The sequence below is a fragment of the Mycolicibacterium sp. MU0050 genome (genome assembly GCF_963378085.1).
GTDB lineage: Bacteria > Actinomycetota > Actinomycetes > Mycobacteriales > Mycobacteriaceae > Mycobacterium > Mycobacterium wendilense.
This window is the reverse complement of sequence record NZ_OY726395.1, coordinates 4,496,981-4,520,843: the sequence shown is the minus strand read 5'-3', so window position 1 is coordinate 4,520,843 and position 23,863 is coordinate 4,496,981. Positions and strand designations below refer to the sequence as shown.

The following is a 23,863-nucleotide window of genomic DNA, read 5'->3' as shown; positions in this document are numbered from 1 at the left end:
TTCTTGTCAGTGCGGGTCGGCGAAGGGGTCGACTGCCGTGGCGATGCGGTCGGCTGCTTCGATCAGCGCGGCCTCCCCGTGTCCGAAGCCCGCAAGGCCCGCCCCGGTGGCCGCCATGCGGTTCAGCGACCGCGCCGCGACCTCCCGATCCACGTTGAACACCCCGAGGATCACCTGACCGTGGAACTCCGCCACGGCGTGACCGGTCAGCACGGCATCCGCCGCCGGCAGATACACCGCGATGCTGCCGGGCGTGTGTCCCGGCACCTCGATCACGCGCGCACCGCCCGCGAAATCCAGGACGTCGCCGTCCCGCACCCCGCGGTCCACGCGGCACGCGGGGCCGTGCCGCGACTCCTCGAGAGGGGCGCGGACCGTGCGCTCCCTCTGCGTCAGCACCGGAATCGGGCCGGGCAGATCACCCCGGATGAACGCCGCATCGGCTGATCCCGCCACAACTTCCACGCCACCCGGCCACGCCGCGATCTCGGCGGCCGCACCGCAGTGGTCCTCGTGGAAATGCGTCAGCACCACTCGGACGACGTCGGCGGGGCGCCGGCCCAACGCACGCAAGGCTTCCTCGATCAACCCCGCGCTGTCGGGCCACCCGGTGTCGACCAGCGTGACGCCGTCGTCGCCGACCCAGAGATAGCAGTTGAGCAGGTGCGCGCGCTCACCCGGAATCCGCAGTTGGTGCAGTGACGGCGCCAGCTGTTGCAAGTCGGCCATGGCGCCGACGCTAGTGGCCCGTTGGTGTGGATACGCACAGTTTCGCTCTCGTCGAAATCGTGCCGGCGACGCTGCATACTCGACCTGTGCAGACCTTCACCAAACGCAATCTGGCCGCCCCGCCGGGCTTCTTCGCCTGCGAAGCCGCTGGCCTGCAATGGCTTTCCGAGGCGCACGGTGCCCGCTGCGCCGAGGTGGTGGCGTACGACGACACCAGCCTGACGCTGGTGCGGTTGGATTCTGTCGCTCCCCACCAGGATGTTGCGCGGGCCTTCGGTCAGGCCTTGGCCACCACGCACGACGCCGGTGCCCGCGGCTGGGGCGCCCCGCCGGAGTGTTGGGACGGACCGGGTTTCTTCGGTCCGCTGCAACACCCGCTGCCGATAAGTTTCGGCCTGTACGACAGCTGGGGCCGCTTCTACGCTGACGCGCGGCTGGAACCCTTGCTCCGCCTCGTCGCATCAGCACTGGGCAGTGCCGCCGTCGCCGATGTCGAGGAGGTCGTGAGACGCTGCCGCGCCGGCGATTACGACGACGATGACACGCCCGCACGGCTGCACGGTGACCTCTGGCAGGGAAACATCATCTGGACGGAGAACGCCGCCGTGCTGATCGACCCGGCCGGCCATGGCGGTCACCGCGAAACCGACCTGGCGATGCTGCACCTGTTCGGTTGTCCGCTCTTGGACGCGATCATCGACGGGTACCAACGTGGACATCCGCTGTTGCCGGGGTGGCGGGACCGGCTAGGGTTGCATCAGTTGTTCCCGTTGTTGGCGCACGTCGCCCTGTTCGGCGCCGGATTTGCCCACCAGACGCACGAGGCGGCGCGCAAGGCGTTGGCTCTCAACTGAGTTCGACGATCGAGAACAGCTCTACCCACTGACCCGCCGACAGCTCCTTTGGCAGTGCGGACGTCGCAAGCCGCTCGCGAGACAGCCATGCCCGGAGCGACTTGTGATCGCACAGCCGGCTCAGGATCGCCGGCAGACCGCGTCCCCGCCCCGTGAACACGGCATGGACGAAGCGGCGGTAGCGGCGGCGGTGCACGGGGTCGAGCAACGGCGTGGTCCGTCGTGACATCACCAGCAATCCGGCGTCCACCGACGGTCTGGGCGTGAATGCCGATGACGGGATTCGTTGGTGCACAGTAAAGTCCACCCAGGGCCACCACTGCGCGGTCATCATGGAGGCTCCGCCGATCCCGGCCCGCCGGCGTGCGACCTCCCATTGCACCAGCAACACCGCGTCCGTCCACGCGGGGCCGTGCAGCACCCTACGGAGCATCGCGGTGGTCTGGTGAAACGGCAGATTGCCGACCAGCACGTGGCGGTGCGCCGGCGGTGACCATCGAAGGAAATCGGCGTTGACCACGCGCACCTGGGTTTTCAGCTTCGACTTCAACCACTCTGCATGACCGTGATCGATCTCGACCACCGTGAGGGGACGGTGCAGTTTCTGCAGCTCGAAGGTCAGCGCGCCGCGGCCGGGACCGATCTCGATCAATGGTCCGTCGGTCCGCTCGACCGCGTCGACGACGGCGCGGACGGTGGCGGGGTTGTTCAGGAAGTTCTGGCCGTGTTCGTGACGGCCGGCACGGTAGGTGGGCATGGCGAGGCTCCGCGAAGAAGGGTTCTTCCGGGCAGGGCGAAGCCTGCCCGGCTGACAGGCCGGGGCGGCGGAGCGTGCGAGGCCGGACCGCCGCTAAGAGCGACGGATCCGAACGACGGCGATGGCAGCAATACCCATGGCGGCGAGGGTAGCGGACCCAGCCGACCGGACGCATCCGATTTTGTCGGTGGGTCGAACTAGTGTTCGAATATGGCCAGCGCGACGTGCTCGGATCGGGAGGGGATCATTGCCCTCCTCGATGAGTACGAGGCGGTCCAGGACAAGCTCGCGGCGGTCCAACTCGACGCGTTGAGCACCGCGGACATCCTGACCGTGCTGGCGCGCCGGGAGGACCTGGCGCGCAAGGCGCCCGTGCTGCAGCATCGGCTGATCAACCGCTTGGCCACCGAGGCCACCGCCCAGGAACTCGGGGCCAAGCTGCCCCGGGCGTTGGCAACGCGGCTGCGGATCAGCGCCGCCGATGCGAAGCGGCGGGTGGCAGAGGCCGCCGACCTTGGCCCGCGGGTCACGTTGACGGGCGAACCGCTGGAGCCCTTGATGCCGAACGTGGCCCGCGGTCAGGCCGAGGGGGTCATCGGGGCCGAACACATCGCCAAGATACGCAAGTTCTTCACCCAGCTGCCGGTCAGCGTGGACTTCGAGACCAAGCTCAGCGCAGAGCGCGAGCTGGCCCGTCATGCCACCAATCTGGATCCGGACGGGTTCCGCAAGGTCGCCGACCGCCTGCTCACGCTCATCGATCAGGACGGCAACTACACCGACGCTGACCGGCGTCGCCGTCGCGGCGTCGTCATCGGTCGCCAATGCGCCGACGGGATGTCCCCGATTTCCGGGCAGCTCACACCAGAGGCGCGCGCAGTGTTCGAGGCGATCCTCGCCAAGCTGGCTGCCCCTGGAATGTGCAACCTCGACGATGAAACCCCCTGTGTAGAAGGGACACCCGGCGAGGCGCAGATCAAGGGAGATCTGCGCCTCGCCGGCCCAGCGCAACCACGACGCGCTGCTGGCCGCCGGGCGGATCACGCTATCTACCGGGGATCTCGGGAAGCTCAACGGCCTGCCTGTGACGGTGATCGTCAGCACCACGTTGAAGGAACTCGAGTCTGCGGCCGGGCAGGCTGTCACCGCCGGCGGTTCGTTACTCCCGATGGCCGACGTGCTGCGCATGGCTTCGCACGCCCATCACTACCTGGCGATCTTCGACGGCAAGGGAATCCCGTTGCACCTCGGGCGAAGTCGCCGGACGGCGTCGCCGGGGCAGCGCATCGTGCTCTACAGCCGCGATCGCGGCTGCACAGCGCCGGGGTGCACAGTTCCGGCCTATCAATGCCAGGTCCACCACGCGGTGCGAGATTGGGGCGACGGCGGCAACACCGACATCGAGGAGCTGACGTTGGCGTGCGGCTCCGACAACCGCAAGGTCAAACCCGGGGGCTTCGAAACCCGGATCCGCGCCGACGGTCGCTGCGAGTGGATACCACCGCCGCATCTGGACGACGGGTCCTCCCGGGTGAACGACTACCACCACCCGGAGAACCTGATGATGCCCGACGCCGATCCCGACGCCGACGCGTCTGCGATGCCGTCGCCCGAGCAACTGGAGTGACGTACGACTGACGTGCTCAAGGGTGTATCAGAAAGGGCCGACCGCGGCCCGCTGCCCGCAGGGCTTGATCAGTTGAACGCCAACCAACTCGGCAGCGCGCGCTCTTTGGAGTCGCACAGCACCTGCATGGTGTCGCACGACCCCTTGGGGACGCCCGCGCCGGCCCACATGCCGCCGGTGTCCCGGCGCAACACGATCGCCGAGGAGCCGCCGCCGTCGAGCAAGATGGCGGTGTCACTTCCCAACGCGCGGAACAGGTCTTGGATCTGGTCGGGGGTGTAGCTGCCGCCCTGGAAGACGTACATCTCGTCCTTCTCGCGGGAGTAGGCGATGGCGGTGCGCGCCGCCGAAGGGCCGCCGTCGTTGAGCTGGCCGGTGTCCCCGGGTGCCAGTAACCCGATCCCGCTGACCGCGACGAACCGGGTGCCCTTGTCCATCAGGCCCTGGACCACCGGGGTGGCGGCGTCGAAGTCGGTCGGCGACTTCGGCGGCACCACGAATGGCGCCCCGGCCACCGGCAGGATCATCGTGGTCAGCGCGGTCCAGTGCTCGTTGCCGCCGGACAGGCCCTGCTTGCCGGCGTACGCGATGGTCCCGGTCACCGCGGCGTTGGCCCGCCCCAGGCCGCGGGTGTTGTCGACATAGGCGCCCAGCGGCGAGCTGCAACCGGTCGTCTTCCACGAGCCGCCCTTCTGCCCGCGGACGTCGAAGAAGTTGGCGTTGACGGCGATGGTCGGCTGGCCGAGTTGCTGCCATGCCGCCAGTGGGGTGTAGATCTCCGACGCCTGCCACAGCCCTTCGCTGGTGCGCGCGCCCGGGGTGCGTTCGCAGCGCGCCTGGTAGCCCTGGTGCGAGTCGACGAGCAACCGCGGTGTCAGCCGCTGCGAGGCCGCCTTGATGATCATCAGGTGCCCGCCATTGCTCATCTCGTACCAGCCGCCGCCGGCGTTGAGCATGGGCGCGGGGGCGCCGCCGCCGAAGTTGTAGACCAGGTACGAGCCACGGGTGTTCGCAATCGCATTGGCCAGCAACTCGCGGCCGTCGGCGGCGTGTGCGACGGGACCGGCGGCGAGCGTTACCGACGCGCATGTCAGGGCGGCTGCCAAGGCTGCGCCGAGGCGCCGGATTGCGGCGGCAGGGGTCTTCACGGTGGCCCTTTCGGCAGTCCCCGGTGGCATACAACTGGAATCACAATAATCACAGAAGCCACACTGTCAACTTTGATAACGAAGCGATTGCGATTCGAAGGCTGCCGAATTACGTTCGGCCCGTTCGGGTTTGCCCAGGCTGCGGCACACGTTAGCGCGCCGTCCTAAATGGGGTAGTCGACTACCTTCCCCGTCGCGGCGATGCGGGCGGACAATTTCGCTGTCACCAATGGTCGGTGACTTTGATCGAGGGGGGTCAAAATGTCCAATGTCGAAGCCGCGCGCGCGGGTTACAAGGCGTTTGCCGCCGGTGACCTCGAGGGGATGAAGCGGATCTGGGCCGACGACATCCACTGGTGGAACTCCGAGGAAGTCCAACCTGGCGGTGAGTACAACGGGATCGACGCGGTGATGCAGATGATCGGTTCCATTCCCCAGTACTGGAAGTCGATGACCGTGAATCCGGCGAAGTTCATCGACGCCGGCGACTACGTCATTGCGCTCGGAACGCAGACGCTTGCCAACGACAAGGGTTCGGCGGAGGGAAGATTCGCTCACATCATGAAGTTCCAGGACGGTAAGTGCGTCGACGCCGAGATGCATGCCGACACCGCGAAGGGTCTCAAACTACAGGGCTGAGCGCGGCTAGGAGTCTGCTGAATTAATCCCGCGTGGCGGGGCCAGTTGTGCTGGGGTTTTGGGGACAATTGGTGAGTGCAGGGTCGCTCTGAGGATCAGCGTGAGTTGTTGGATGCCGAATCGGTTGCCGGGCATCTTCTGAAGTCCGACAGCGTGTTCGCGTTTCTGGCTGCCCATCGACGCGAGTTGTTTCCCGAGGAGATGTTCGCCGATCTGTTCCCGTCGCGGCGGGGACGTCCCAGCGTGCCGGCCGAGGTGATGGCTTCGGTGATCACGTTGCAGGCCTTGCACGGTTTCTCCGACAACGAGACCGTCGATGCGGTGACCTTCGATCTGCGGTGGAAAGCCGCGTGCGGGCTGCCGATCACCGCCGGGGCGTTCCATTCGACGACGTTGACCTACTGGCGGCGCCGGTTGGCGGCCTCAGACCGCCCGAACCGCATCTTCGAGGCCGTCAAAGCTGTCGTGGCGGCCACCGGTGCGCTGGCAGGCAAGACACGACGAGCCTTGGATTCGACGATCCTCGACGATGCGGTGGCCACCCAGGACACCGTGACCCAGTTGATCGGGGCGATCCGCCGGGTCCGTCGCGAGGTCCCCGGCGCCGGTGACGTCGTCGCTGCCCAGTGCGGCGCCCATGATTACGACGACCCGGGCAAACCATCGATCACCTGGGACGACGCCGCCGCGCGTGCAGCGTTGGTGGACGCCCTGGTCGGCGATGCCCACCGCCTGTTGGGGCATCTGCCAGAACAGGAACTCGGCGCCCGCGCTGCCGAGGCGGTGGCGTTGTTGGCGTTGATCGCCGGCCAGGATGTCGAACCCGTCGACGATTCTGATGGCACCGACGGACGCTGGCGCATCGCGCAACGGGTGGCTGCGGATCGGGTGATCTCTACCGTCGATCCCGAGGCCCGCCACGCCCACAAGACGGTGCATCGCCGCCAGGACGGCTTCAAAGCCCACATCGCGGTTGAGCCTGACACTGGCATCATCACCGACTGCGCACTGACCAAGGCCAGCGGCCCCGACACCCACGACTCGGCAGTGGCCGCGCAGCTACTCGCCGAGGAAGATGCGCCAGTGACGGTGCTAGGTGATTCGGCCTACGGCAGCGGCGAATTTCGTGCCCACCTGGCCGAGGCCGGCCACGTTGACCGAGTCAAGTCCGCACCCCTGCGCTCGGCGGTCCCCGGGGGGTTCACCGTCGATGACTTCGCTATCGATCACCGCAACAAGACGGCAACCTGTCCGGCCGCGGTGACCCGCCCCATCACCGCCTCTGGCAGCGTCACCTTCGGTGCCGCGTGCCGCGGATGCCGATTGCGGGCACAGTGCACCACCAGCCACGGCGGTCGCAGCCTCACCCTGCGGCCCCACGATGCTCTCCAGCGGGCAGCCCGCAAAGAATCACGAAACCCGGACTGGCTCAACGAATATCGCACTCACCGGCCGATGGTGGAGCGGACCATTGCCTGGCTGGCTCGCGGCAACCGCAAAGTCCGCTACCGCGGCGTCACCAAGAACGACCACTGGCTGCACCACCGCGCCGCCGCAGTGAACCTGCGACGCTTGATCGCACTCGGATTGACCCACACCGGTGCCCACTGGGCCATCGCCTGACCCCCGCCACCGGCTCTTTGCGGGCACAAGCACCATCCGCCACGCTCAACACGGCCCGCGATGGCCCCACAAAAAGTCGACCGCCGAACCCAACTAACCCGACCGCCCCCACAACGCTTCGAGGCACCCACCCCAAACACCCCTAATTCAGCAGACTCTGGGGTTGACCCCTGATGGTGGACACCTGACTGGTGGGACTGCTGGTCCCACGGGAAGGATGTCCGTATGTCGGGCAAGCGGAAGAAGTACACCCCGGAGTTTCGGGAGCAGGCGGCCCGCTTGGTGATCGAGACGGGCCGGCCGATCGCGCATGTGGCCGCGGAGATCGGTGTGGGTGAGCAGTTGCTGGGGCGCTGGGTGCGGGTGGCCCGCGAGGCCGCTGGCGCAGGCGATAATGGTGCGGTGCTTGATTCTGATGAGCGTGCCGAGTTGGAGCGGCTGCGCAAGGAGAACGCTGAATTGCGTTTGGACCGGCAGTTTTTGAAAAAAGCCGCGGCCTTCTTTGCCTCCGAACAGAACCAGTAGAGGCCTACGGTCTGATCGAGGCGGAGAAGGCCAATTACGCGATCACCCGGATGTGCGAGCTGCTGGACGTGTCGCGGTCGGGGTTTTACAAATGGCGCAAGTCCCAGGCCGCGGGACCGTCGCCGGCGGCGCGGCGTCGTGCCGAGTTGGATGTCAAGGTCGCGGCCTTGCATGAGGCCTCCGATGGGGTCTATGGGGCGCCGCGCATCCTGGCCGACCTGCGCGATGCCGGCGAGACCGTGTCACGCAAGACGGTGGCTGCCTCGCTGCGCCGTCAGGGTCTGGCCGGGATCAGCCCACGTACGTTCGCCCCGGTAACCACCGTGGTGGATCTGGACGCGCCGCCGATCCCTGACCTGGTCAAACGTCGATTCGATACAGGCCGTCTGGATGGGGTGTGGACCAGCGACATCACCTATCTGCGCACCGGTGAGGGCTGGTTGTACCTGTGCGCCGTGCGTGACGGCTGCAGCCGGCGGGTGATCGGCTGGGCCATCGATGAGCACCTGCATACCGACCTGGTCGAGGACGCGGTGGCGATGGCGGTGGCCATGCGCGGCGAGTTGGCCGCGCAGGTGGTGTTCCATGCTGACCGCGGATGTCAGTACACCAGTGCGCAGTTGGCACGGTTCGCCCGCAAGCATGATCTGGCCCGCTCGGTGGGCCGCACCGGGGTGTGTTGGGATAATGCTCAGCAGGAATCATTCTGGGCCACAATGAAAGTCGAGTTCTACGACCGCTACTTGTGGCCCACCAAAGCAGCCGCTAAGCTCGCCGTCGGCGACTGGATCGAACGGGTCTACAACCGCCGACGGCGCCACTCTTCGATCGGGATGATCACCCCGGTCGAGTACGAGAACCGGATCACTCAGACGGCACAAGCCGCCTGACCGAGTGTCCACCCAATGGGGTCAAGCCCAACTCCTAGGACGGCGGCGCCAGCCGGTACACCCCATCACCCTGGCAAAAATCAGGTCACACTGGTCCCATCCTCGCGGCAGACGACAGATCGCCGTCGCCTACGGGTTGGGTATTTCCCCCGTCAAGCGGATCGGCGGCCTGAGCTTCGTAACCCCGGGTCAGCCAGTACACCGTCCGATCCAGGGTGGGCAGGATGTCGGTGACGGCGATCTCGCCGGCGGTAAAGCGGCCCAACAGTCCGTAGATCAAACTTGAAATGATGGAGTCGAGATTGGCAACGAACTCGTCCTCGACATCGGCGAGCACCGCCATGCCCGCCGGAACGACGAAGTCCAGCCCGAATCGAAATAGCTGCTGTCCCTTGGGCGAAGACCGCACCCGGAAGAAGGCTATGAGCATCTGAGGGTGACGCTCCCACGGCTCGAAGATCGTGCGGAAGAGCTCCATCAGCCCCTGGTGCAGGGAGGGGGCCGGTTCCCGCGCTGGGACGGTGATCCCTGCGTACCGGTGCCGCTGCATCCAATACTCCAGCGCGGCCAGGATGAGGTCGTCGCGGGTTTGGTAGCGCTTGTAAATGGTCGCGAGCGAGCTACGCGCGAGGCGAGCGACCTCTCGGAGCTGGACCGAGTCGTAGCCCGTGGACTCCAACAGCTCGACGACGACATCGAGCAGCCGGTCACCGTCGAGCCGTTGCGTACCTTTCCCGTCCATCGCCCTTGCCCTTCTGCGGAAAACGTGGTTACTCTAACCCGAGTAACGCAGTTACTCGGAATGTCGTGGCATGCGCAACGAAGCGAGGAATGATGGGTTCTCTAGACGGCAAGGTCGCATTTGTCACCGGTGTCGGTCGCGGGCAAGGGCGCAGTCATGCCGTCCGGCTCGCCTCCAACGGCGCCAACATCATTGGCGTGGACATCTGCGCTGACATCGAGTCCAACGGATATCCGATGGCCTCGCGCGCCGAGCTCGACGAAACGATCGCCTTAGTGGAGGGGGCGGGCGGCAAGATGTTGGGTTCGGTGGCTGATGTCCGTGACTTCCAAGCGCTCAAGTCGGCGCTGGATGCGGGGGTCGACCACTTCGGGCGGTTGGACATCGTTTGTGCCAACGCGGGTATTGCGGCGATGGGATTCCGCGAGCTGACGATCGAGGAGGAGCTCCAGATGTGGACCGACGTGGTTGACGTGAATCTGGTCGGGTCCTTCCACACCGCCAGAGCCGCGATGCCGCACCTGATCGACGGTAAGCGCGGCGGGTCCATCGTGTTCACAAGCTCGACCTCCGGGCTGGTGGGCTTCGGCGGTATGCAGGGCGGTGGATTGGGATACGCCGCGTCCAAACACGGCATCGTCGGGCTGATGCGCACTTTGGCCAATGCTCTGGCACCCCACAGCATCCGAGTCAATACCGTGCATCCGACGGCGGTCAACACCATGATGGCAACCAACCCCGCCATGACGGCGTTCCTGGAGCACTACCCCGACGGCGGCCCGCATTTGCAGAACCCGATGCCGGTCTCGATGCTCGAACCCGAAGACATCAGCGCCGCGGTCGCGTTCCTGGTCTCTGATGAGGGCAAATACATCACCGGTGTGACCTTCCCCGTTGATGCCGGCTTCTGCAACAAGCTATGAGAGGGCGCGTCGAGGGTAAACGGGTCCTGATCACCGGGGCGGCGCGCGGTATGGGGCGGAGTCACGCAGTACGGCTGGCCGAGGAGGGCGCCGACCTCATCCTGGTCGACATCTGTGAGTCCGTCCCAATGATCGAATATCCGCTCGCTGCTGCCGACGAACTCGCAGAGACCGCACGCCTGGTCGAAGCGTTGGGGCGGCGCGCCGTTACGAAAGTAGTCGACGTACGTGATGAGGAAGATCTTCGGACGGCGGTGGACCAGGGGGTGGAGGAGTTGGGAGGCCTGGATGCCTCCGTGGCCAACGCCGGGGTGCTGACCGGGGGAACCTGGGACACCACCACGGCGGAGCAGTGGCGTGCCGTGGTCGATGTCAACCTGATCGGCACCTGGAACACCTGCCGGTCGGCCATACCGCACTTGCTCGAGCGCGGCGGCAGCCTGATCAACATCAGCTCGGCGGCCGCGATCAAGGGCTCTCCGCTGCACACCCCGTACACCGCGTCCAAGTTCGGTGTCATCGGGATGAGTAGGGCGTTGGCCAATGAGCTTGCGGCGGTGAATATCCGGGTTAATACGGTGCTGCCCACCGGAGTGGCCACCGGTATGCAGCCAGAGACATTGCACACGCTGCTGCACGACAAGCGTGCCGATTTGGGCCCGATCTTCCAGAACGCGCTGCCGATCGTGATGACGGAGGCCGTCGACATCAGCAACGCGGTGCTCTACCTCGTGTCTGACGAGGCCCGCCATGTCACCGGCCTCGAACTCAAGGTCGATGCCGGCGTCAGCATCCGTTGACTTCGAACAACAACAATCTGATGAAAAGAGCTTGACGTGACCACCTACTCTCCCGAACGACTCGAGCGTGGCCGCCGCGCCTACGCAGAGATCATGACTGTGACGGCACCGTCGGATGAGTCTCCGACGACCATGCATCTGCTCGACTTCGTGTTTGCAGAGGTGTGGCAGCGGTCCGGGTTGACTCGTCGCGAACGCCGGTTCGTCACCTTGCCGTGCGCGGCGGCGGCCGATGCTGAGGGCCCGCTGCGCGACCACGTATATGCCGCGCTCAACAGCGGTGACGTCACCATCGCCGAGATGCAGGAAACGGTACTGCATTTCGCGGTGTACGGAGGATGGCCCAAGGCGTCACGCTTCAACCAGGTCGTCGACGAAGAATGGGCGCGCATCCACAGCGAGCGGGGCCTGCCGGTGCCCTCACCGGAGCCTCTGTTGCCCTTGGCCACGCCAAGCGACCCGGAGGCTCGGCTGGCCGTAGGGGAGCAGTCGTTCAAGGACATCAACTGCCTGCCCTTCGCGCCCATCCGGGACAACCCGTTTCAGGGAGCGGGGATCTTGAACTTCGTGTTCGGCGAGATGTGGCTTCGGCCGGGGCTGGGTATGAAGGAGCGACGCCTGATCACCGTCGCCTGTGTCGCATTCCAGGACGCCCCGTACCCGATCCTGAGTCATGTCTACGCTGCGTTGAAGAGCAAAGACCTGTCCTTTTCCGAAATGGACGAATTGGCCTTGCATTTCGCCGCGCACTATGGCTGGCCCAAGGGCTCGCACCTGAACCAGGTCATCGGTGAGCAGAAGCAACGGGTAACCCAAGAGTGGGCCGATGAGGCGACGGTCATCTCATGACCTCGGCTCTCCCGGATTCGATCGCCGGCTTGCTGATTGGGTCGGACCGGATCACCTCGACATCGGTCGACCACTATTCACACATCTATCCCGGCACGGGCGAAACCAACGCCACGGTGGCGTTGGCCGGGGCCGAAGAGGTGGATCGCGCGGTCGCGGCGGCCCGCGATGCGCAACGTGAATGGTCGGCGCTGACGGTGGACCGCCGCCGTGATCTGCTGATCGACCTCGCCGACGTGGTACACGGCCATCTCGGCGAACTGGCCGAACTGAACACCCACGACTACGGCGTACCGATCTCGTATGCGGGCAATGCCATCATGGTCGAACAGTTCCTGCGCCACTTTGCCGGTTATGTCGACAAGCCGCTCGGATCCAGCACACCGGTCAGCGGCAGTCCCGATCTGAACTTCATCGAGCGCGAACCCTATGGCGTCGTGGGGGTCATCGCCCCGTGGAACGGCTCTCTGGTGGTCGCCGCATCGTGTGTGGCACCGGCGCTGGCCGCTGGGAATGCGGTGGTGTTCAAGCCATCTGAGGTGGCGCCGCTGGCGGCACTGCGCCTTGGCGAATTGTGTCTGGAAGCGGGCCTGCCGCCGGGGCTGGTAAACGTCGTGCCTGCCGCCGCCGCCGGTGGGGAGGCATTGGTGCGGCACCCCGGAATCGGCAAGATTCATTTCACCGGTGGTGGGCAGACCGCCCGCGCCGTGCTCAGGGCAGCCACCGAGAATCTGACCCCGGTGGTGACCGAGCTCGGCGGGAAGTCGGCCAACCTCATCTTCGCCGACGCCGACCTGGACGTTGCCGCGGCGCGGTCGGCGCACCAGGGCCCGCTGATGCAGGCCGGTCAGAGCTGCGCGTGTGCGAGTCGCATCCTGGTGCACAACGATGTATACGACGCTTTCCTCGAGCGGTTCCTGGACGTCGTCGGTGCGGCGCGCGTGGGCGATCCACTTGATCCGACAACCGGTTTCGGTCCGGTGATCTCTGGTGCGGCCCTGGAACGTATCCACGCAGCGGTGGACCAGGCTGTCGCCGAGGGAGCCGGTGAGCTACTTACCGGCGGGCATCGAATCACCGAAGGCGCACTCGCGAAAGGGTATTATCTGGCGCCCACGGTGCTGGGCAACGTCGACAACCGCTCCGTGCTGGCCCAAACCGAGACGTTCGGGCCGGTGGTCTCGGTGATCCCCTTCAGCGACGATGCCGAGGCCGTGCGCATCGCCAACGACACCTCATACGGTCTGAACGCCTTCGTGCACACCCACGATCTCAACAGAGCCCACACCGTGGCCCGGCAGTTGGAGTCCGGTTCGGTGTGGATCAACCAGGGCAGTCGGATATCTCCCCAGGGGCCGTACGGCGGCTACAAGCACAGCGGTGCCGGTCGCACCGGCGGCTTGGAAGGGCTGCAGGAGTTCCTGCAGGTCAAGAACATCCGCATCGGCTTGGGCTAGCAGCGCGCCGGGGTTGCCCGGGCGGTGCGGCAACGAATCGCGGCCCGCGAGTATCACCGCCTGAAACGTCATCTGTTGCAACCTTTGTCGTTGATATCGAGTGAGGGGTTGGAGCTACGCGGCGCGGTCGAACTCGATGTGTAGCTCGGAAAGGGCACGAAGCAGGAAGGCCGGATCGTAGACGTAGTTCCGCTGGTCGGCCGGGCCGTGGAACGACTCATCGATCCGAATCTCGCTCATGCGGTCGAGCAGCCGACGCACGGTGATCTGTCCCTCGAAGTTCATGAAACAACGGGTGATCAAAGGCGCAATGAGCTGTCCCGCAGAACTAGGCCGGTGGAGCCAGCCGGTACACAGCGTCGGCGTAGTCGTCGCTGATGTACACCGCGCCGTCGGGGCCGACGACGGCGGCCACCGGGCGGCCCCAGCGCGTGCCGTCGGGGTACTGGAACCCACCCACCAGGGTCTGCTGCTCCCCCAGAACACCGTCCCGCCAACCGAAGAATGCCACCTCCGGGGCGCGCGGCGGCGTGCGGTTCCACGAGCCGTGCACGCCGATCAGCGCCCCGGGACCATATGGCGGGGGCAACTCGACGAAGTTCATGCCCAGCGGTGCCGAGTGCGCGGGCAGGCTGCGCTCGATGGGCGGCAAGGCCGCGCAGTCCATTCGGCTGCTGTCGGCGTTGGTGTCGGCATCCACGGAAAACCCCAGATCGGTGGGTCCGCCGACGGGATTGCAGAACGGCCAACCCAATTCGCGGCCCGGTGTCAGCAGCGCCAGCGCCTCCGGCGGGTTGTCGTTGACGTACCCGGTGCGGACCTCACCGGTCTCCGGGACCGGGATGTTGTCACGGCCGTTGACCGCCGTCCACACCCCGCCGTCAGGGGCGACGGCCAGGCCCGTGCCGTTGCGCACTCCCGTCGCGAACGGCTCGGCGGGCCCACCGCCGGGCGGGATCCGCATGATGGTCGCGCGCGGGGGTGTGGCGTCGCGGTCCTCGGCGGAGATGTTGCCCGTGGAACCGATCGAGAAGAACACCGACCCGTCGGCGCCGAGCACCACGCTCTTCAGCGCGTGTTCGTAGATGCCCCGCAGGTCCGACAGGGAACCGTCCGGCAGCCCCGGCGCGATCACCCGCGGATTGGTGGCCTGCCCGTCGGCGTAGCTGTACACCGAGACCTGGTTGCTCTCGGCGACGTAGAGCTGCGCACCCTCGAACGCCAAGCCGTGCGGCTCGGTGAGTTCGCCCAGCAGCACCGACGTCTGCCCGTCGGGGCCGATCCGCAACACCTCGCCGGTCGACGGCACCGAGACCAGCAGCACCCCGTCGGGCGCCCAGGCCAGCAGCCGGGGGCCCGACACCCGGGAGTGCACCGACAGCGTCCAGCCCTCGGGCACCAACGCCTCGCGCGGCTGGTTGAACGGCTGCTGGCGCATGTTCTCCGGCACCGCCACGGCGACCGGTACCAGGCCGGGGGGCGTCGGCGCGGCCGTCGGCGACGGCTCGGTCCTCGGCTCGTCGGGCGGGGGCGGGCCGCCGCAACCGGCCACCAACGCGGCCCCGACCAGCACCGCCAAGCACTTACGCGGCCAGGCTCGCATGCATCTCCCATACCAGGATCTCGGCCGATTCCAGCGCGGCCACCTGCTGACCGCCGGTGGCGGTGAAGCGCACGGCATCCCCGGTATGCAGGACGCCCGCGTCCTCCAGGGTCACCGATCCCCGCGCGACGAACAGGTGCAGGTACGGCGCCTCGGGTAGCTGTACGGCCTGGCCGGCCTGCAGCCGCGCACCGTGCAGTGCCGCGTGCTTGTTGCGAATGCCGATCGCGGCCTGGTCGCGGTGTTGGGGACGGCCGGAGGCGATGGTCACCAACCGGCCGGTGAGCAGCACGTCGTCGATCTCGAGTTGCTGATAGCCGGGATCCACCCCGGACTCGTCGGGAACCACCCACATCTGCACGAAATGCACTGGCTCGTCGTGAGTTTCACCCGTCAGCCGCCACGAGTCGTTCTTCTCCGAATGCTGGATCCCGGTGCCGGCCGACATCCGCTGCGCGAGGCCGGGGTAGATGACACCCGAATTGCCGGTCGAGTCCTGATGCACCAGCGACCCGCGCAACACCCAGGTGACGATCTCCATGTCCCGGTGCGGGTGGGTGTCGAAACCCTGCCCCGGGGTGACGACGTCGTGGTTGTTGACCAGCAGGAGACCGTGATGGGTGTTGGCCGGGTCGTAGTGCTGGCCGAACGAGAACGAATGCCTGGAGTCCAGCCAGTCGATGGCGGTCTGGAAACGATCGTCGGCACGCCGGATGTCGATCGCGGGTGCGGTCATCAAAAATCACTCCTCGGGCTTGGCGTTCAGGGTACCCAGGCCGACCGGGGTGGCTGCGGTCGTAGTCTGTGGCCGTGGATATCAATGGAACCAGCGCAATCGTCACAGGTGGAGCGTCCGGCATCGGTGCGGCTACGGCCCGCCAGCTGGCCGCCAAGGGAGCCAGGGTCGTCATCGCCGACCTGCAGGCAGACCGCGGGCAGGAGCTCGCGCAGGAGATCGGCGGGGCGTTCGTCTCCGTCGACGTCACCAGCACCGAGCAGATCGAGGACGCGGTCAACACCGCCGTCGACCTGGGCCCGCTGCGTGCCCTGGTGAACTCGGCCGGCATCGGCTGGGCGCAACGCACCATCGGCAAGGACGGGGAGTTCGCCTCGGCGCACAACCTGGACGCCTACAAGAAGGTGCTGGCCATCAACCTGGTCGGCACGTTCGACTGCATCCGGCTGGCCGCCACCGCGATGAGCCGGCTCGACCCCACCGACACCGGTGAGCGCGGCGCCATCGTCAACATGACCAGCGTCGCCGCGTTCGACGGCCAGATCGGCCAGGCCGCCTACTCGTCGTCCAAGGGCGGCGTCGTGGGCCTGACCCTGCCGGTCGCCCGCGACCTGGCCGCCGTCGGCGTCCGCGTCAACACCGTCGCGCCCGGCCTGATCGACACCCCGATCTACGGAGAGGGCGAGGGCTCGGAGGCGTTCAAGGCCAAGCTCGGCGAATCGGTGCTGTTCCCGCACCGCCTCGGCAAGCCCGAGGAGCTGGCCTCGATGGTGATCGAGCTGATCACCAACTCGTACATGAACGCCGAGGTCGTCCGCGTCGACGGCGGCATCCGGATGCCACCGAAGTAGTCACCCCGCGCATCACCCGGCCACATCGCGCCACGTCCGCGATGATGGTCGGGTGATCGTGCAACGCAGCGACAAGGTCTCCATCGTCGGGTTGGGCAGTGTCGGCACCGCCATCGCCTATGCATGCCTGATCCGCGGTTCGGCCGGCGCGCTCGCGCTCTACGACGTCGCGGCCAAGAAGGTGCGCGCCGAGGTGCTCGACCTCAACCACGGCTCGCAGTTCGTGCCGCACTGCCCGGTCGACGGCTCCGACGACATCGCGGTGACGGCCGGCTCGGAGATCGTCGTCGTGACCGCCGGCGCCAAGCAGAAGCCCGGGCAGACTCGGCTCGAGCTGGCGGCCACCAACGTCGCGATGGCCGAGCAACTCACTCCGCAACTGCTCGAGCACTCCCCGGACGCGATCATCGTGTTCGTCACCAACCCCGTCGACGTCGTCACCTACGCCGCGGCCAAGGCCGTCGACGCGCCCCCCGGTCACCTCTTCGGAACCGGAACGGTGTTGGATTCCAGCCGTTTTCGCTACCTCATCGCCCAGCGTGCGGATCTCTCGGTGGCCAACGTCCACGGCTACATCGTCGGCGAGCACGGTGACTCGGAGATCGCGTTGTGGTCCAGCGTGTCGATCGGCGGGGTGCCCGCGGCCCACTTCACCTGCGACGACGCGCGGGTGTTCGACGAGGCGTCGCAGCGGCAGATCACCCGGGACGTCATCAACGCGGCCTACGAGATCATCGAGGGCAAGGGCGCGACCAACCTGGCCATCGGGTTGTCGACCGCGCGGATCATCGAGGCGATCATCGGCGACCAGCACCGGGTGCTGCCGGTGTCCACCCTGCAACAGGGGGCCTACGGACTCGACGACGTCTGCCTGTCGTTGCCGACCGTGGTCACCGGCAGCGGAGCGGGCCGGGTGCTCGAAATCCCGCTCTCCGCAGCCGAATTGGGCGGCCTTCAGGCCTCGGCCGCGACACTGCGGCAGGTGTGGGAGTCGGTGCGCACCTAGAGCGAGTCGGGCAGGCCGAACTTGGCGAACAACGCGGGGTCCAGGAACGCCACCACGTGCGTCACCGCGACGTCGACGATGTCGAGCACGTGCAGCTGGAACGGCAGGTGCCTGCCGGAGTCCTTGTCCCACATGTACATCGCCGCCGCCGGCTGGCCGTTGGCGGTCAGCGGGAGCAGCCGCATGTCGCCGGGTTTCTCGGCCGGGCAGTTGTGGTGGATCAGCGCACCGATCGCCGGGCCGCCCTGGTACCAGCCGACGAACGGCGGCATCTCCCAGATGGCCTCCTCGGTGAACATCGTCACCAACCTGTCGATGTCGTATTCCTCGAACGCCGCGATGTAGCGGGTCAGCAGCCCGCGGGCCGCCGGGGTGTCCGGGGCCGTCAGGGTGGAGTCCTCACTGGGCCCGACGGCGGCCAGCTGGGCGCGGGCCCGCTGCAGCAGGCTGTTGACGGCCGCCGTGGAGGTGCCGATGGCCTCGGCCACCTCGGCCGCCTTCCACTGCAGCACGTCCCGCAGCACCAGCACCGCGCGTTGCCGCGGCGACAGGTGTTGCAGCGCCGCGACGAACGCCAGGCGCACCGACTCGCGCGAGCCGACGATGTGCGACGGGTCCGACTCGTCGGGCAGTGGCTCCAACCATGCGACCTCGGTGCGCTGGACAAGTTCGCCCACCGGATCACTGCTGGGCGCGCCCAGCCCGGTGGGCAGCGGGCGCCGCTGCTTGCCCTCCAGAGCGGTCAGGCAGGTATTGGTGGCGATGCGGTGCAGCCAGGTGCGCACCGAGGATTTCCCCTCGAACCGGTCGAAGGCCTTCCAGGCCCGCAGATAGGTCTCCTGGACCAGGTCCTCGGCATCGTGCAGCGACCCGGTCATGCGGTAACAGTGGGCCAGGAGTTCCCGGTGGTACTGCTGCGCATCGGTGAGAAAGGTGTCCGGATCTTGGGCGAGCACGCTCACCCGTCAGAGCTTACGCACGAAGTCTGACAACCTGGATAGTCTGCTGCCATGCAGAGAGAGACGGTTCGCAGCGAACGGACCTTCGACGGCGTCGGCGGCGTGCGCATCGTCTACGACACCTGGACTCCGGACATCGAGCCGCGCGCCGTGGTGGTGCTCTCACACGGGTTCGGTGAGCATGCCCGCCGTTACGATCACGTCGCCCAGCGGTTCGGCCAGGCCGGGCTGCTGACCTATGCGCTGGACCACCGGGGCCACGGGCGCTCGGGCGGTAAGCGCGTCTACGTCAAAGATCTCGCCGAGTACACCGGCGACTTCGGCACGCTGGTCGACATCGCCCGCCGCGAGCATCCGGGACTGCCCACGGTGGTGCTCGGGCACAGCATGGGCGGCGGAATCGTCTTCGCGTACGCCGCGGAGAGCCAGAACGACTACGACCTGATCGTGCTGTCCGGTCCCGCGGTCGCGACGCAGGAGGGCGTCAAGCCGGCGCTGCGGATCGTGGGCAAGGCCCTTGGTGCGGTGCTGCCCGGGGTGCCGGTGCAGCAACTCGACGCCAACGCGGTCTCCCGGGACCCGCAGGTGGTTGCCGACTACAACGCCGATCCGCTGGTCTGGCACGGCAAGGTCCCCGCCGGGGTGGCGCGGGCGCTGCTGTCCGTGGGCGAAACGATGCCTCAGCGCGCCAGCGCGATCACCAAGCCGCTGCTGGTGGTGCACGGCGAGGTCGACCGGCTGATCCCCGCCAAGGGCAGCACGCGCATGGTCGAGTGCGTGGCGTCCCCGGATGTGCACCTGAAGATCTATCCCGAGCTGTATCACGAGGTGTTCAACGAACCCGAGCGGGACCGGGTGCTCGACGACGTGGTGTCCTGGATCGAGACGCGCCTGTGAAATGCGTTGCGGTGCTGGTATTTTGTGCGCTTCTGCTGGCCGGCTGCGGGTCGGGCGCCGACCCGGTGCCGACGTGGGTGGAAGAGGACGTCAGCTTCGTCGCCGACGGGTTGACCATCCACGGTACGTATCGACATCAACCCGGGGCCCAGCCCGGCCCGGCCGCCCTGCTGATCTCCGAGAGCGGCAACACCGACCGCGACGGTGACAACGCCGTGGCCGGCCCGGTGGGCACCATGCGGGAGCTCGCCGAGGAGTTGTCGGACCGCGGCGTGGCGAGTCTGCGGTACGACAAGGTGGGCACCGGGGCCACCGGGCTGGGTCCCTACGCGGCCGATCCGGCCGCCGTCGGGAGCACGGTCTACACGGCGGGGGCCCGCGCAGCGCTGGCCTTCCTCACCGAGCGGCCGGAAACCGACCCGCAGCGGCTGTCGGCGTACGGGCACGGCGAGGGCGCCACCCACGCGCTGGCGCTGGCCGGGGGCGCGGAGGGGCACCTCGCGGCGGTCGCCTTGCTGCAGCCCCTGCCCGGTCGCTACCTCGACCTGATCACCACCCGGGTGCGCAACGATGTCGCCGCGGCCGTCGATCAGGGTGCGAAAACGCCGGAGCAGGCCGACGCCGTGCTGAGGGCCTGGGGCTCCGCCGTGCAGCAGGCGCGGACCCAGGGGACGGTTGCCGCCGAACCCTTGCCCGACGGGCTGAGCGCGATCCTGAACCCGGCGAACGTCACGGCGGTGGTGGAAGCCGATGCCATCGACCCGCTGGCCCAGGCCGCCGCGCTGCCCGACGGCATGCCGGTGCTGCTGACCTGTTCGGACGCCGACGGCCAGGCCAGGTGTGACGCCGTGGCGGGACTGGCCGGGGCGCTCGGGCACACCGATCTGACGTTCGTCGAGATGACGGGGGTCAACCACGTCCTGCGCGATGACCCGACCGACAACGTCGCCAACTACGCCGACGGCGGGCCGCTGTCGGGGCAGCTGATCACCGCAATGGACGGGTTCGTTCAGTAGTCCCGGCTTGGTCGCCTCTGATTCGCGGGTTACCGCCGAGATCCACGTGAGGGTTGGTGTTCGGCCCGCGCTACGACCCTGGCGGTGATCTCGGCGGCTCCGGGCTGGTGACTAAGCTCGATGACATGACCCAAACCGTCGTCGCCGAACGCTACGGTGGACCGGAAGTTCTTGCCATCCACGATATCCCGCTCCCGACGGTCGGCCCAGGTCAGGTGGTTGTGGACGTGCGCGCGGCCGGCGCGAACCCGGTCGACTACAAGCTCTACAGCGGTCAGATGGGTGACGACCCGAAGGGGCTGCCGATGCCGGTGGGCATGGAGGCCGCGGGCGTCGTCGTCGAGGCCGCACCCCGCGCGGAGGGGTACACCGGTCCGCTGAAGGCCGGCGACGCGGTGATCGTCACCGGCATCCGCGGGGCGTACGCGGACAAGGTGGTGGTGAACGGCGCCGACGTCGGGCACAAGCCGGCGACGCTGACCTTCGAGGAGGCCGCCGGCCTGCTGCTCACCGGCGGCACCGCCTGGCACCTGTTGACGAAAACGAAGGTGGGGACAGGCGACACCGTGCTGATCCACGGCGCCGGCGGCGGAGTGGGCCTGATGGCCGTCCAGTTGGCGACCGCTCGCGGCGCCCGGGTGATCGGCACGGCCAGCGCCGCGCGACACGACCAGCTGCGCCACTATGGCGCCGAGCCCGTCGAATACGGGCCGGGGCTCGTCGAACGGGTGCGCGCCCTCGAGACACCGATCGACGTGGCATTGGACCTGGTCGGCACCGACGAAGCGCTGGATACGTCGGTGGAGCTGGTGGCCGACCGCACGCGGATCGCCACCATCGCGGGCTTCGCGCGCGCCGCCGAACTCGGTATCGCCGCACTCACCGGAGCCGACGGCGGGCAGGCCATCCGGGAGGCCGCCCGCCCCGAATTGATCAAGCTGGCGGCCTCCGGACAGCTGCGGGTGACCGTGGACAAGGTCTTCGGACTGGCCGAGGCGGCCGATGGGCACCGGTATCTGCAGTCCGGGCACGCGCGCGGCAAAGTCGTACTGGTTCCCTAACCTGAGGGCCATGATTTCTCAGCACGAAGCGCAGCGGAGTGCGCAATGACCTTCCAGCACGAAGCGAAGCGGAGTGCGCAATGACTGACGACAAGATGCTGGCGCGTATCGCCGCGCTGTTGCGCCAGGCCGAGGGCACCGACAACGCCCACGAGGCCGAGGCGTTCATGGCCGCCGCGCAACGGCTGGCGACCGCGACCTCGATCGACCTGGCGGTCGCCCGGTCGCACAGCGCGAAGCGCGAAGCGGCACAGACTCCGACGCAACGCACCATCACCATCGGCGAGGCGGGCACCAAGGGGCTGCGCACCTATGTCCAGCTGTTCGCGCTGATCGCCGCGGCCAACGACGTGCGTTGCGACGTCGCCTCGAACTCGGCTTATGTGTACGCCTACGGGTTCGTCGAGGATCTCGACGCCACCCACGCCCTGTACGCCAGCCTGGTGGTGCAGATGGTCCGGGCCTGCGACGCCTACCTGGCGACCGGCGCGCACAAACCGACGCCCACCATCACCGCCCGACTGAACTTTCAGCTGGCGTTCGGGGCGCGGATCGGGCAGCGGCTCGCGCAGGCCCGCGAGGAGGCGCAGCGCGAGGCGGCCCGCGATGACGTGAAGAACTCCACCGGGACCGCGATTGCGCTGCGTAACAAGGAGATCGAGCTGACGAATCATTACCGCGCAACTTCCAAGGCGCGCGGGACCTGGCAGGCGTCGCGCGCGTCGGCGGGGTACTCGTCGGCGGCGCGGCGGGCTGGGGATCGCGCGGGTAAGCAGGCCCGACTGGGTGCAAGTCCCGAATTGCCGGGCGCGCGAACACCGTTGTCGCGCTGATGGTCCGCGACTCGCAGCGGTCCAAGGTGTATGCGGCCGAGCAGTTCGTGCGCACCATGTTCGACCGTGCGGCGCAGCATCATTCGCGTGCCATCGACTTCTTCGGTACGGCGTTGACGTTGCCGCCGGAAGCGCGGTTCGCCTCGGTGGAATCGGTGCAGCGCTACGTCGACCAGGTTCTCTCGATGCCGGCGGTACGCCAGCGGTGGGGGCCGGTCGTCGCCGCCCTGACGGTGCGGCCGCGCCAGGGCAACACCGCGGCGCACTACGAGAGCGGCGACGGGGGCGCGGCCATCGCGGTCCCTGAACAGACCTCGCGCTGGGCGCTGCGCGAGCTGGTGCTGCTGCACGAGATCTCTCATCATCTCTGTCCGGCCGAACCCGCGCACGGTGCGGAGTTCACGGCGACGTTCACGACGTTGGCGGAGGTGGTGATGGGGCCGGAGGTGGGGCACGTGTTGCGGGTGGTCTACGCCAAAGAAGGTATGCGTTAACCCGTTACGACTAGCCTCGGCGGGGTGAACACACCGACCCCGCACGAAGTCGACGAACTACTGAACCGGGTGGTCCTGGGCGATGATCCGGCGTTGGCGGCCGCCCTGGCCGACAGCACCGCGGCGGGCCTGCCGGCCATCGAGGTGACTCCGCAGGCCGCGAAGTTCCTCGGCTTGCTGGTGCGCATGTCGGGGGCGCGACGGGTGCTCGAGATCGGCACCCTGGGCGGCTACAGCACCATCTGTCTGGCCCGCGCGGTCGGACCGGAGGGCAGCGTCGTCACCCTCGAGTACGAAGCCCGGCACGCCGAGGTGGCCGCGGCCAACCTGGCCCGCGCCGGGATGGCCGACCGGGTGGAAATCGTCGTCGGCGCGGCGCTGGACACGCTGCCGACGTTGTCCGGCAAGTTCGACTTCGTCTTCATCGACGCCGACAAGGAGAACAACCTGTCCTACCTGAAGTGGGCGGTGGACCTCGGGCGGCCGGGCACGGCGATCGTCGTCGACAACGTGGTGCGCAACGGCCGCATCCTGGACCCCGCCGAGGACGACGCGCAGGCCCGCGCGGTGCGCGCCACGTTGGAGGAGCTCGGCCGGCATCCGCGGTTGGACTCGGCGGCGATCCAGACCGTCGGCGGCAAGGGTTGGGACGGGTTCGCGCTGTGCCTGGTTCGCTGACGAAGCCGGGCGAGGTACGAGGCCGGTGAGGAGGCGGCCCTTTCAGACCTGGTTCGCTGACGGCAGAACGGCTCCCAGCGGCTATTCGGTAACCCTCGGCAGCCGGTGGGCGAAGACCTAGAGTAGGAGAAGTTACGCCGCGGCTCGGCGGGGGAGCGGCCGCGGT

At 67.6% G+C, this 23,863-nt stretch carries 23 protein-coding genes and 2 pseudogenes; 17 read left to right on the top strand and 8 right to left on the bottom strand.

Annotated elements, in window-relative coordinates:
• Nucleotides 1–6 precede the first annotated feature (6 nt).
• A complete protein-coding gene (locus R2K23_RS21535; protein WP_316512465.1) occupies nt 7–729 on the bottom strand; it encodes an MBL fold metallo-hydrolase in 723 nt (240 codons plus the stop codon).
• Between the two features lie 86 nt (nt 730–815).
• Between R2K23_RS21535 and R2K23_RS21530 the strand changes: the two genes are divergently transcribed.
• Entirely contained in the window at nt 816–1,583 is a 768-nt protein-coding gene (locus tag R2K23_RS21530) for a fructosamine kinase family protein (RefSeq protein WP_316512464.1), read from the top strand.
• Here the strand turns inward: R2K23_RS21530 and erm are convergent.
• The gene (gene erm / locus R2K23_RS21525; protein WP_316512463.1) at nt 1,576–2,340 is read right to left on the bottom strand and encodes a 23S ribosomal RNA methyltransferase Erm; all 765 of its coding nucleotides are present in this window, start codon (nt 2,338–2,340) and stop codon (nt 1,576–1,578) included. The two genes, R2K23_RS21530 and erm, sit on opposite strands and share 8 nt — an antisense overlap.
• A 210-nt stretch (nt 2,341–2,550) precedes the next feature.
• Here erm and R2K23_RS24895 point away from each other — a divergent pair.
• Nucleotides 2,551–3,967 (top strand): annotated as a pseudogene (locus R2K23_RS24895) (HNH endonuclease signature motif containing protein).
• Nucleotides 3,968–4,035: 68 nt separating this feature from the next.
• Here the strand turns inward: R2K23_RS24895 and R2K23_RS21510 are convergent.
• Entirely contained in the window at nt 4,036–5,145 is a 1,110-nt protein-coding gene (locus tag R2K23_RS21510; protein ID WP_316512460.1) for a phosphodiester glycosidase family protein, read from the bottom strand.
• Nucleotides 5,146–5,376: 231 nt separating this feature from the next.
• Between R2K23_RS21510 and R2K23_RS21505 the strand changes: the two genes are divergently transcribed.
• The 3 genes from R2K23_RS21505 (at nt 5,377) to R2K23_RS21495 (ending at nt 8,792) form a co-directional block, all read left to right on the top strand.
• A complete protein-coding gene (locus tag R2K23_RS21505) occupies nt 5,377–5,754 on the top strand; it encodes a nuclear transport factor 2 family protein (protein WP_316512458.1) in 378 nt (125 codons plus the stop codon).
• A gap of 75 nt (nt 5,755–5,829) precedes the next feature.
• Entirely contained in the window at nt 5,830–7,377 is a 1,548-nt protein-coding gene (locus R2K23_RS21500; RefSeq protein ID WP_316512456.1) for an IS1182 family transposase, read from the top strand.
• 225 nt (nt 7,378–7,602) lie between these two features.
• Nucleotides 7,603–8,792 (top strand): IS3 family transposase gene (locus tag R2K23_RS21495; protein ID WP_109560046.1). Its coding sequence is split into 2 segments (ribosomal slippage): nt 7,603–7,861 and nt 7,861–8,792, totalling 1,191 coding nucleotides; the frame shifts between segments, so codons are not numbered across the junction.
• Between the two features lie 85 nt (nt 8,793–8,877).
• Here the strand turns inward: R2K23_RS21495 and R2K23_RS21490 are convergent.
• Complete coding sequence (locus tag R2K23_RS21490) at nt 8,878–9,534, bottom strand: TetR/AcrR family transcriptional regulator (protein WP_316512455.1); 657 nt, start codon at nt 9,532–9,534, stop codon at nt 8,878–8,880.
• 92 nt (nt 9,535–9,626) lie between these two features.
• On the opposite strand from R2K23_RS21490, the gene R2K23_RS21485 reads away from it, so the two are divergent.
• From R2K23_RS21485 to R2K23_RS21470, 4 genes are all read left to right on the top strand, one after another.
• Complete coding sequence (locus R2K23_RS21485) at nt 9,627–10,457, top strand: mycofactocin-coupled SDR family oxidoreductase (protein ID WP_126335746.1); 831 nt, start codon at nt 9,627–9,629, stop codon at nt 10,455–10,457.
• The gene (locus tag R2K23_RS21480; RefSeq protein WP_126335745.1) at nt 10,454–11,257 is read left to right on the top strand and encodes a mycofactocin-coupled SDR family oxidoreductase; all 804 of its coding nucleotides are present in this window, start codon (nt 10,454–10,456) and stop codon (nt 11,255–11,257) included. The genes R2K23_RS21485 and R2K23_RS21480 overlap by 4 nt, the downstream gene beginning before the upstream one ends.
• Nucleotides 11,258–11,350: 93 nt before the next feature.
• Nucleotides 11,351–12,106, top strand: coding sequence for a carboxymuconolactone decarboxylase family protein (locus R2K23_RS21475; protein WP_170217511.1), 756 nt, complete (start codon nt 11,351–11,353; stop codon nt 12,104–12,106).
• Nucleotides 12,103–13,563, top strand: coding sequence for an aldehyde dehydrogenase family protein (locus R2K23_RS21470; RefSeq protein WP_126335743.1), 1,461 nt, complete (start codon nt 12,103–12,105; stop codon nt 13,561–13,563). Before R2K23_RS21475 ends, R2K23_RS21470 begins: the two co-directional genes overlap by 4 nt.
• Before the next feature lie 114 nt (nt 13,564–13,677).
• Here the strand turns inward: R2K23_RS21470 and R2K23_RS21465 are convergent.
• From R2K23_RS21465 to R2K23_RS21455, 3 genes and pseudogenes are all read right to left on the bottom strand, one after another.
• Nucleotides 13,678–13,839 (bottom strand): annotated as a pseudogene (locus R2K23_RS21465) (cytochrome P450); the annotation flags it as partial.
• A gap of 52 nt (nt 13,840–13,891) precedes the next feature.
• Complete coding sequence (locus tag R2K23_RS21460) at nt 13,892–15,166, bottom strand: PQQ-dependent sugar dehydrogenase (protein ID WP_316512453.1); 1,275 nt, start codon at nt 15,164–15,166, stop codon at nt 13,892–13,894.
• The gene (locus R2K23_RS21455; protein ID WP_316512451.1) at nt 15,147–15,902 is read right to left on the bottom strand and encodes a pirin family protein; all 756 of its coding nucleotides are present in this window, start codon (nt 15,900–15,902) and stop codon (nt 15,147–15,149) included. Before R2K23_RS21455 ends, R2K23_RS21460 begins: the two co-directional genes overlap by 20 nt.
• Nucleotides 15,903–15,976: 74 nt before the next feature.
• On the opposite strand from R2K23_RS21455, the gene R2K23_RS21450 reads away from it, so the two are divergent.
• Together R2K23_RS21450 and R2K23_RS21445 are read left to right on the top strand one after the other, a co-directional pair.
• Entirely contained in the window at nt 15,977–16,753 is a 777-nt protein-coding gene (locus R2K23_RS21450) for an SDR family NAD(P)-dependent oxidoreductase (RefSeq protein ID WP_316512450.1), read from the top strand.
• 52 nt (nt 16,754–16,805) lie between these two features.
• A complete protein-coding gene (locus R2K23_RS21445) occupies nt 16,806–17,759 on the top strand; it encodes an L-lactate dehydrogenase (RefSeq protein ID WP_316512449.1) in 954 nt (317 codons plus the stop codon).
• On the opposite strand, the gene R2K23_RS21440 is transcribed toward R2K23_RS21445, so the two are convergent.
• A complete protein-coding gene (locus R2K23_RS21440; RefSeq protein WP_316512448.1) occupies nt 17,756–18,721 on the bottom strand; it encodes a sigma-70 family RNA polymerase sigma factor in 966 nt (321 codons plus the stop codon). The two genes, R2K23_RS21445 and R2K23_RS21440, sit on opposite strands and share 4 nt — an antisense overlap.
• Nucleotides 18,722–18,769: 48 nt before the next feature.
• On the opposite strand from R2K23_RS21440, the gene R2K23_RS21435 reads away from it, so the two are divergent.
• The 6 genes from R2K23_RS21435 to R2K23_RS21410 all read left to right on the top strand — a co-directional run bounded on the left by R2K23_RS21435 (nt 18,770) and on the right by R2K23_RS21410 (nt 23,697).
• Nucleotides 18,770–19,615, top strand: a complete 846-nt coding sequence (locus tag R2K23_RS21435) for an alpha/beta hydrolase (RefSeq protein WP_316512446.1) — start codon at nt 18,770–18,772, stop codon at nt 19,613–19,615.
• A complete protein-coding gene (locus R2K23_RS21430; RefSeq protein WP_396892528.1) occupies nt 19,612–20,631 on the top strand; it encodes an alpha/beta hydrolase family protein in 1,020 nt (339 codons plus the stop codon). The genes R2K23_RS21435 and R2K23_RS21430 overlap by 4 nt, the downstream gene beginning before the upstream one ends.
• A 125-nt stretch (nt 20,632–20,756) precedes the next feature.
• Entirely contained in the window at nt 20,757–21,692 is a 936-nt protein-coding gene (locus R2K23_RS21425) for an NADP-dependent oxidoreductase (RefSeq protein ID WP_316512444.1), read from the top strand.
• A gap of 80 nt (nt 21,693–21,772) precedes the next feature.
• The gene (locus R2K23_RS21420) at nt 21,773–22,525 is read left to right on the top strand and encodes a DUF2786 domain-containing protein (RefSeq protein ID WP_316512443.1); all 753 of its coding nucleotides are present in this window, start codon (nt 21,773–21,775) and stop codon (nt 22,523–22,525) included.
• On the top strand, nt 22,525–23,019 hold the full coding sequence (locus R2K23_RS21415; protein ID WP_316512441.1) for a TIGR04338 family metallohydrolase: 495 nt from the start codon (nt 22,525–22,527) through the stop codon (nt 23,017–23,019). Before R2K23_RS21420 ends, R2K23_RS21415 begins: the two co-directional genes overlap by 1 nt.
• Nucleotides 23,020–23,043: 24 nt before the next feature.
• On the top strand, nt 23,044–23,697 hold the full coding sequence (locus tag R2K23_RS21410) for an O-methyltransferase (protein WP_316512440.1): 654 nt from the start codon (nt 23,044–23,046) through the stop codon (nt 23,695–23,697).
• Nucleotides 23,698–23,863 lie beyond the last annotated feature (166 nt).

Coding starts and splice junctions, on each gene's coding strand:
- R2K23_RS21535 (WP_316512465.1), bottom strand. CDS start 729: ATGGCCGACTTGCAACAGCTGGCGCCGTCACTGCACCAACTGCGGATT.
- erm (WP_316512463.1), bottom strand. CDS start 2,340: ATGCCCACCTACCGTGCCGGCCGTCACGAACACGGCCAGAACTTCCTG.
- R2K23_RS21510 (WP_316512460.1), bottom strand. CDS start 5,145: ATGCCACCGGGGACTGCCGAAAGGGCCACCGTGAAGACCCCTGCCGCC.
- R2K23_RS21505 (WP_316512458.1), top strand. CDS start 5,377: ATGTCCAATGTCGAAGCCGCGCGCGCGGGTTACAAGGCGTTTGCCGCC.
- R2K23_RS21490 (WP_316512455.1), bottom strand. CDS start 9,534: ATGGACGGGAAAGGTACGCAACGGCTCGACGGTGACCGGCTGCTCGAT.
- R2K23_RS21485 (WP_126335746.1), top strand. CDS start 9,627: ATGGGTTCTCTAGACGGCAAGGTCGCATTTGTCACCGGTGTCGGTCGC.
- R2K23_RS21480 (WP_126335745.1), top strand. CDS start 10,454: ATGAGAGGGCGCGTCGAGGGTAAACGGGTCCTGATCACCGGGGCGGCG.
- R2K23_RS21475 (WP_170217511.1), top strand. CDS start 11,351: ATGACTGTGACGGCACCGTCGGATGAGTCTCCGACGACCATGCATCTG.
- R2K23_RS21470 (WP_126335743.1), top strand. CDS start 12,103: ATGACCTCGGCTCTCCCGGATTCGATCGCCGGCTTGCTGATTGGGTCG.
- R2K23_RS21460 (WP_316512453.1), bottom strand. CDS start 15,166: ATGCGAGCCTGGCCGCGTAAGTGCTTGGCGGTGCTGGTCGGGGCCGCG.
- R2K23_RS21455 (WP_316512451.1), bottom strand. CDS start 15,902: ATGACCGCACCCGCGATCGACATCCGGCGTGCCGACGATCGTTTCCAG.
- R2K23_RS21435 (WP_316512446.1), top strand. CDS start 18,770: ATGCAGAGAGAGACGGTTCGCAGCGAACGGACCTTCGACGGCGTCGGC.
- R2K23_RS21425 (WP_316512444.1), top strand. CDS start 20,757: ATGACCCAAACCGTCGTCGCCGAACGCTACGGTGGACCGGAAGTTCTT.
- R2K23_RS21420 (WP_316512443.1), top strand. CDS start 21,773: ATGACTGACGACAAGATGCTGGCGCGTATCGCCGCGCTGTTGCGCCAG.
- R2K23_RS21415 (WP_316512441.1), top strand. CDS start 22,525: ATGGTCCGCGACTCGCAGCGGTCCAAGGTGTATGCGGCCGAGCAGTTC.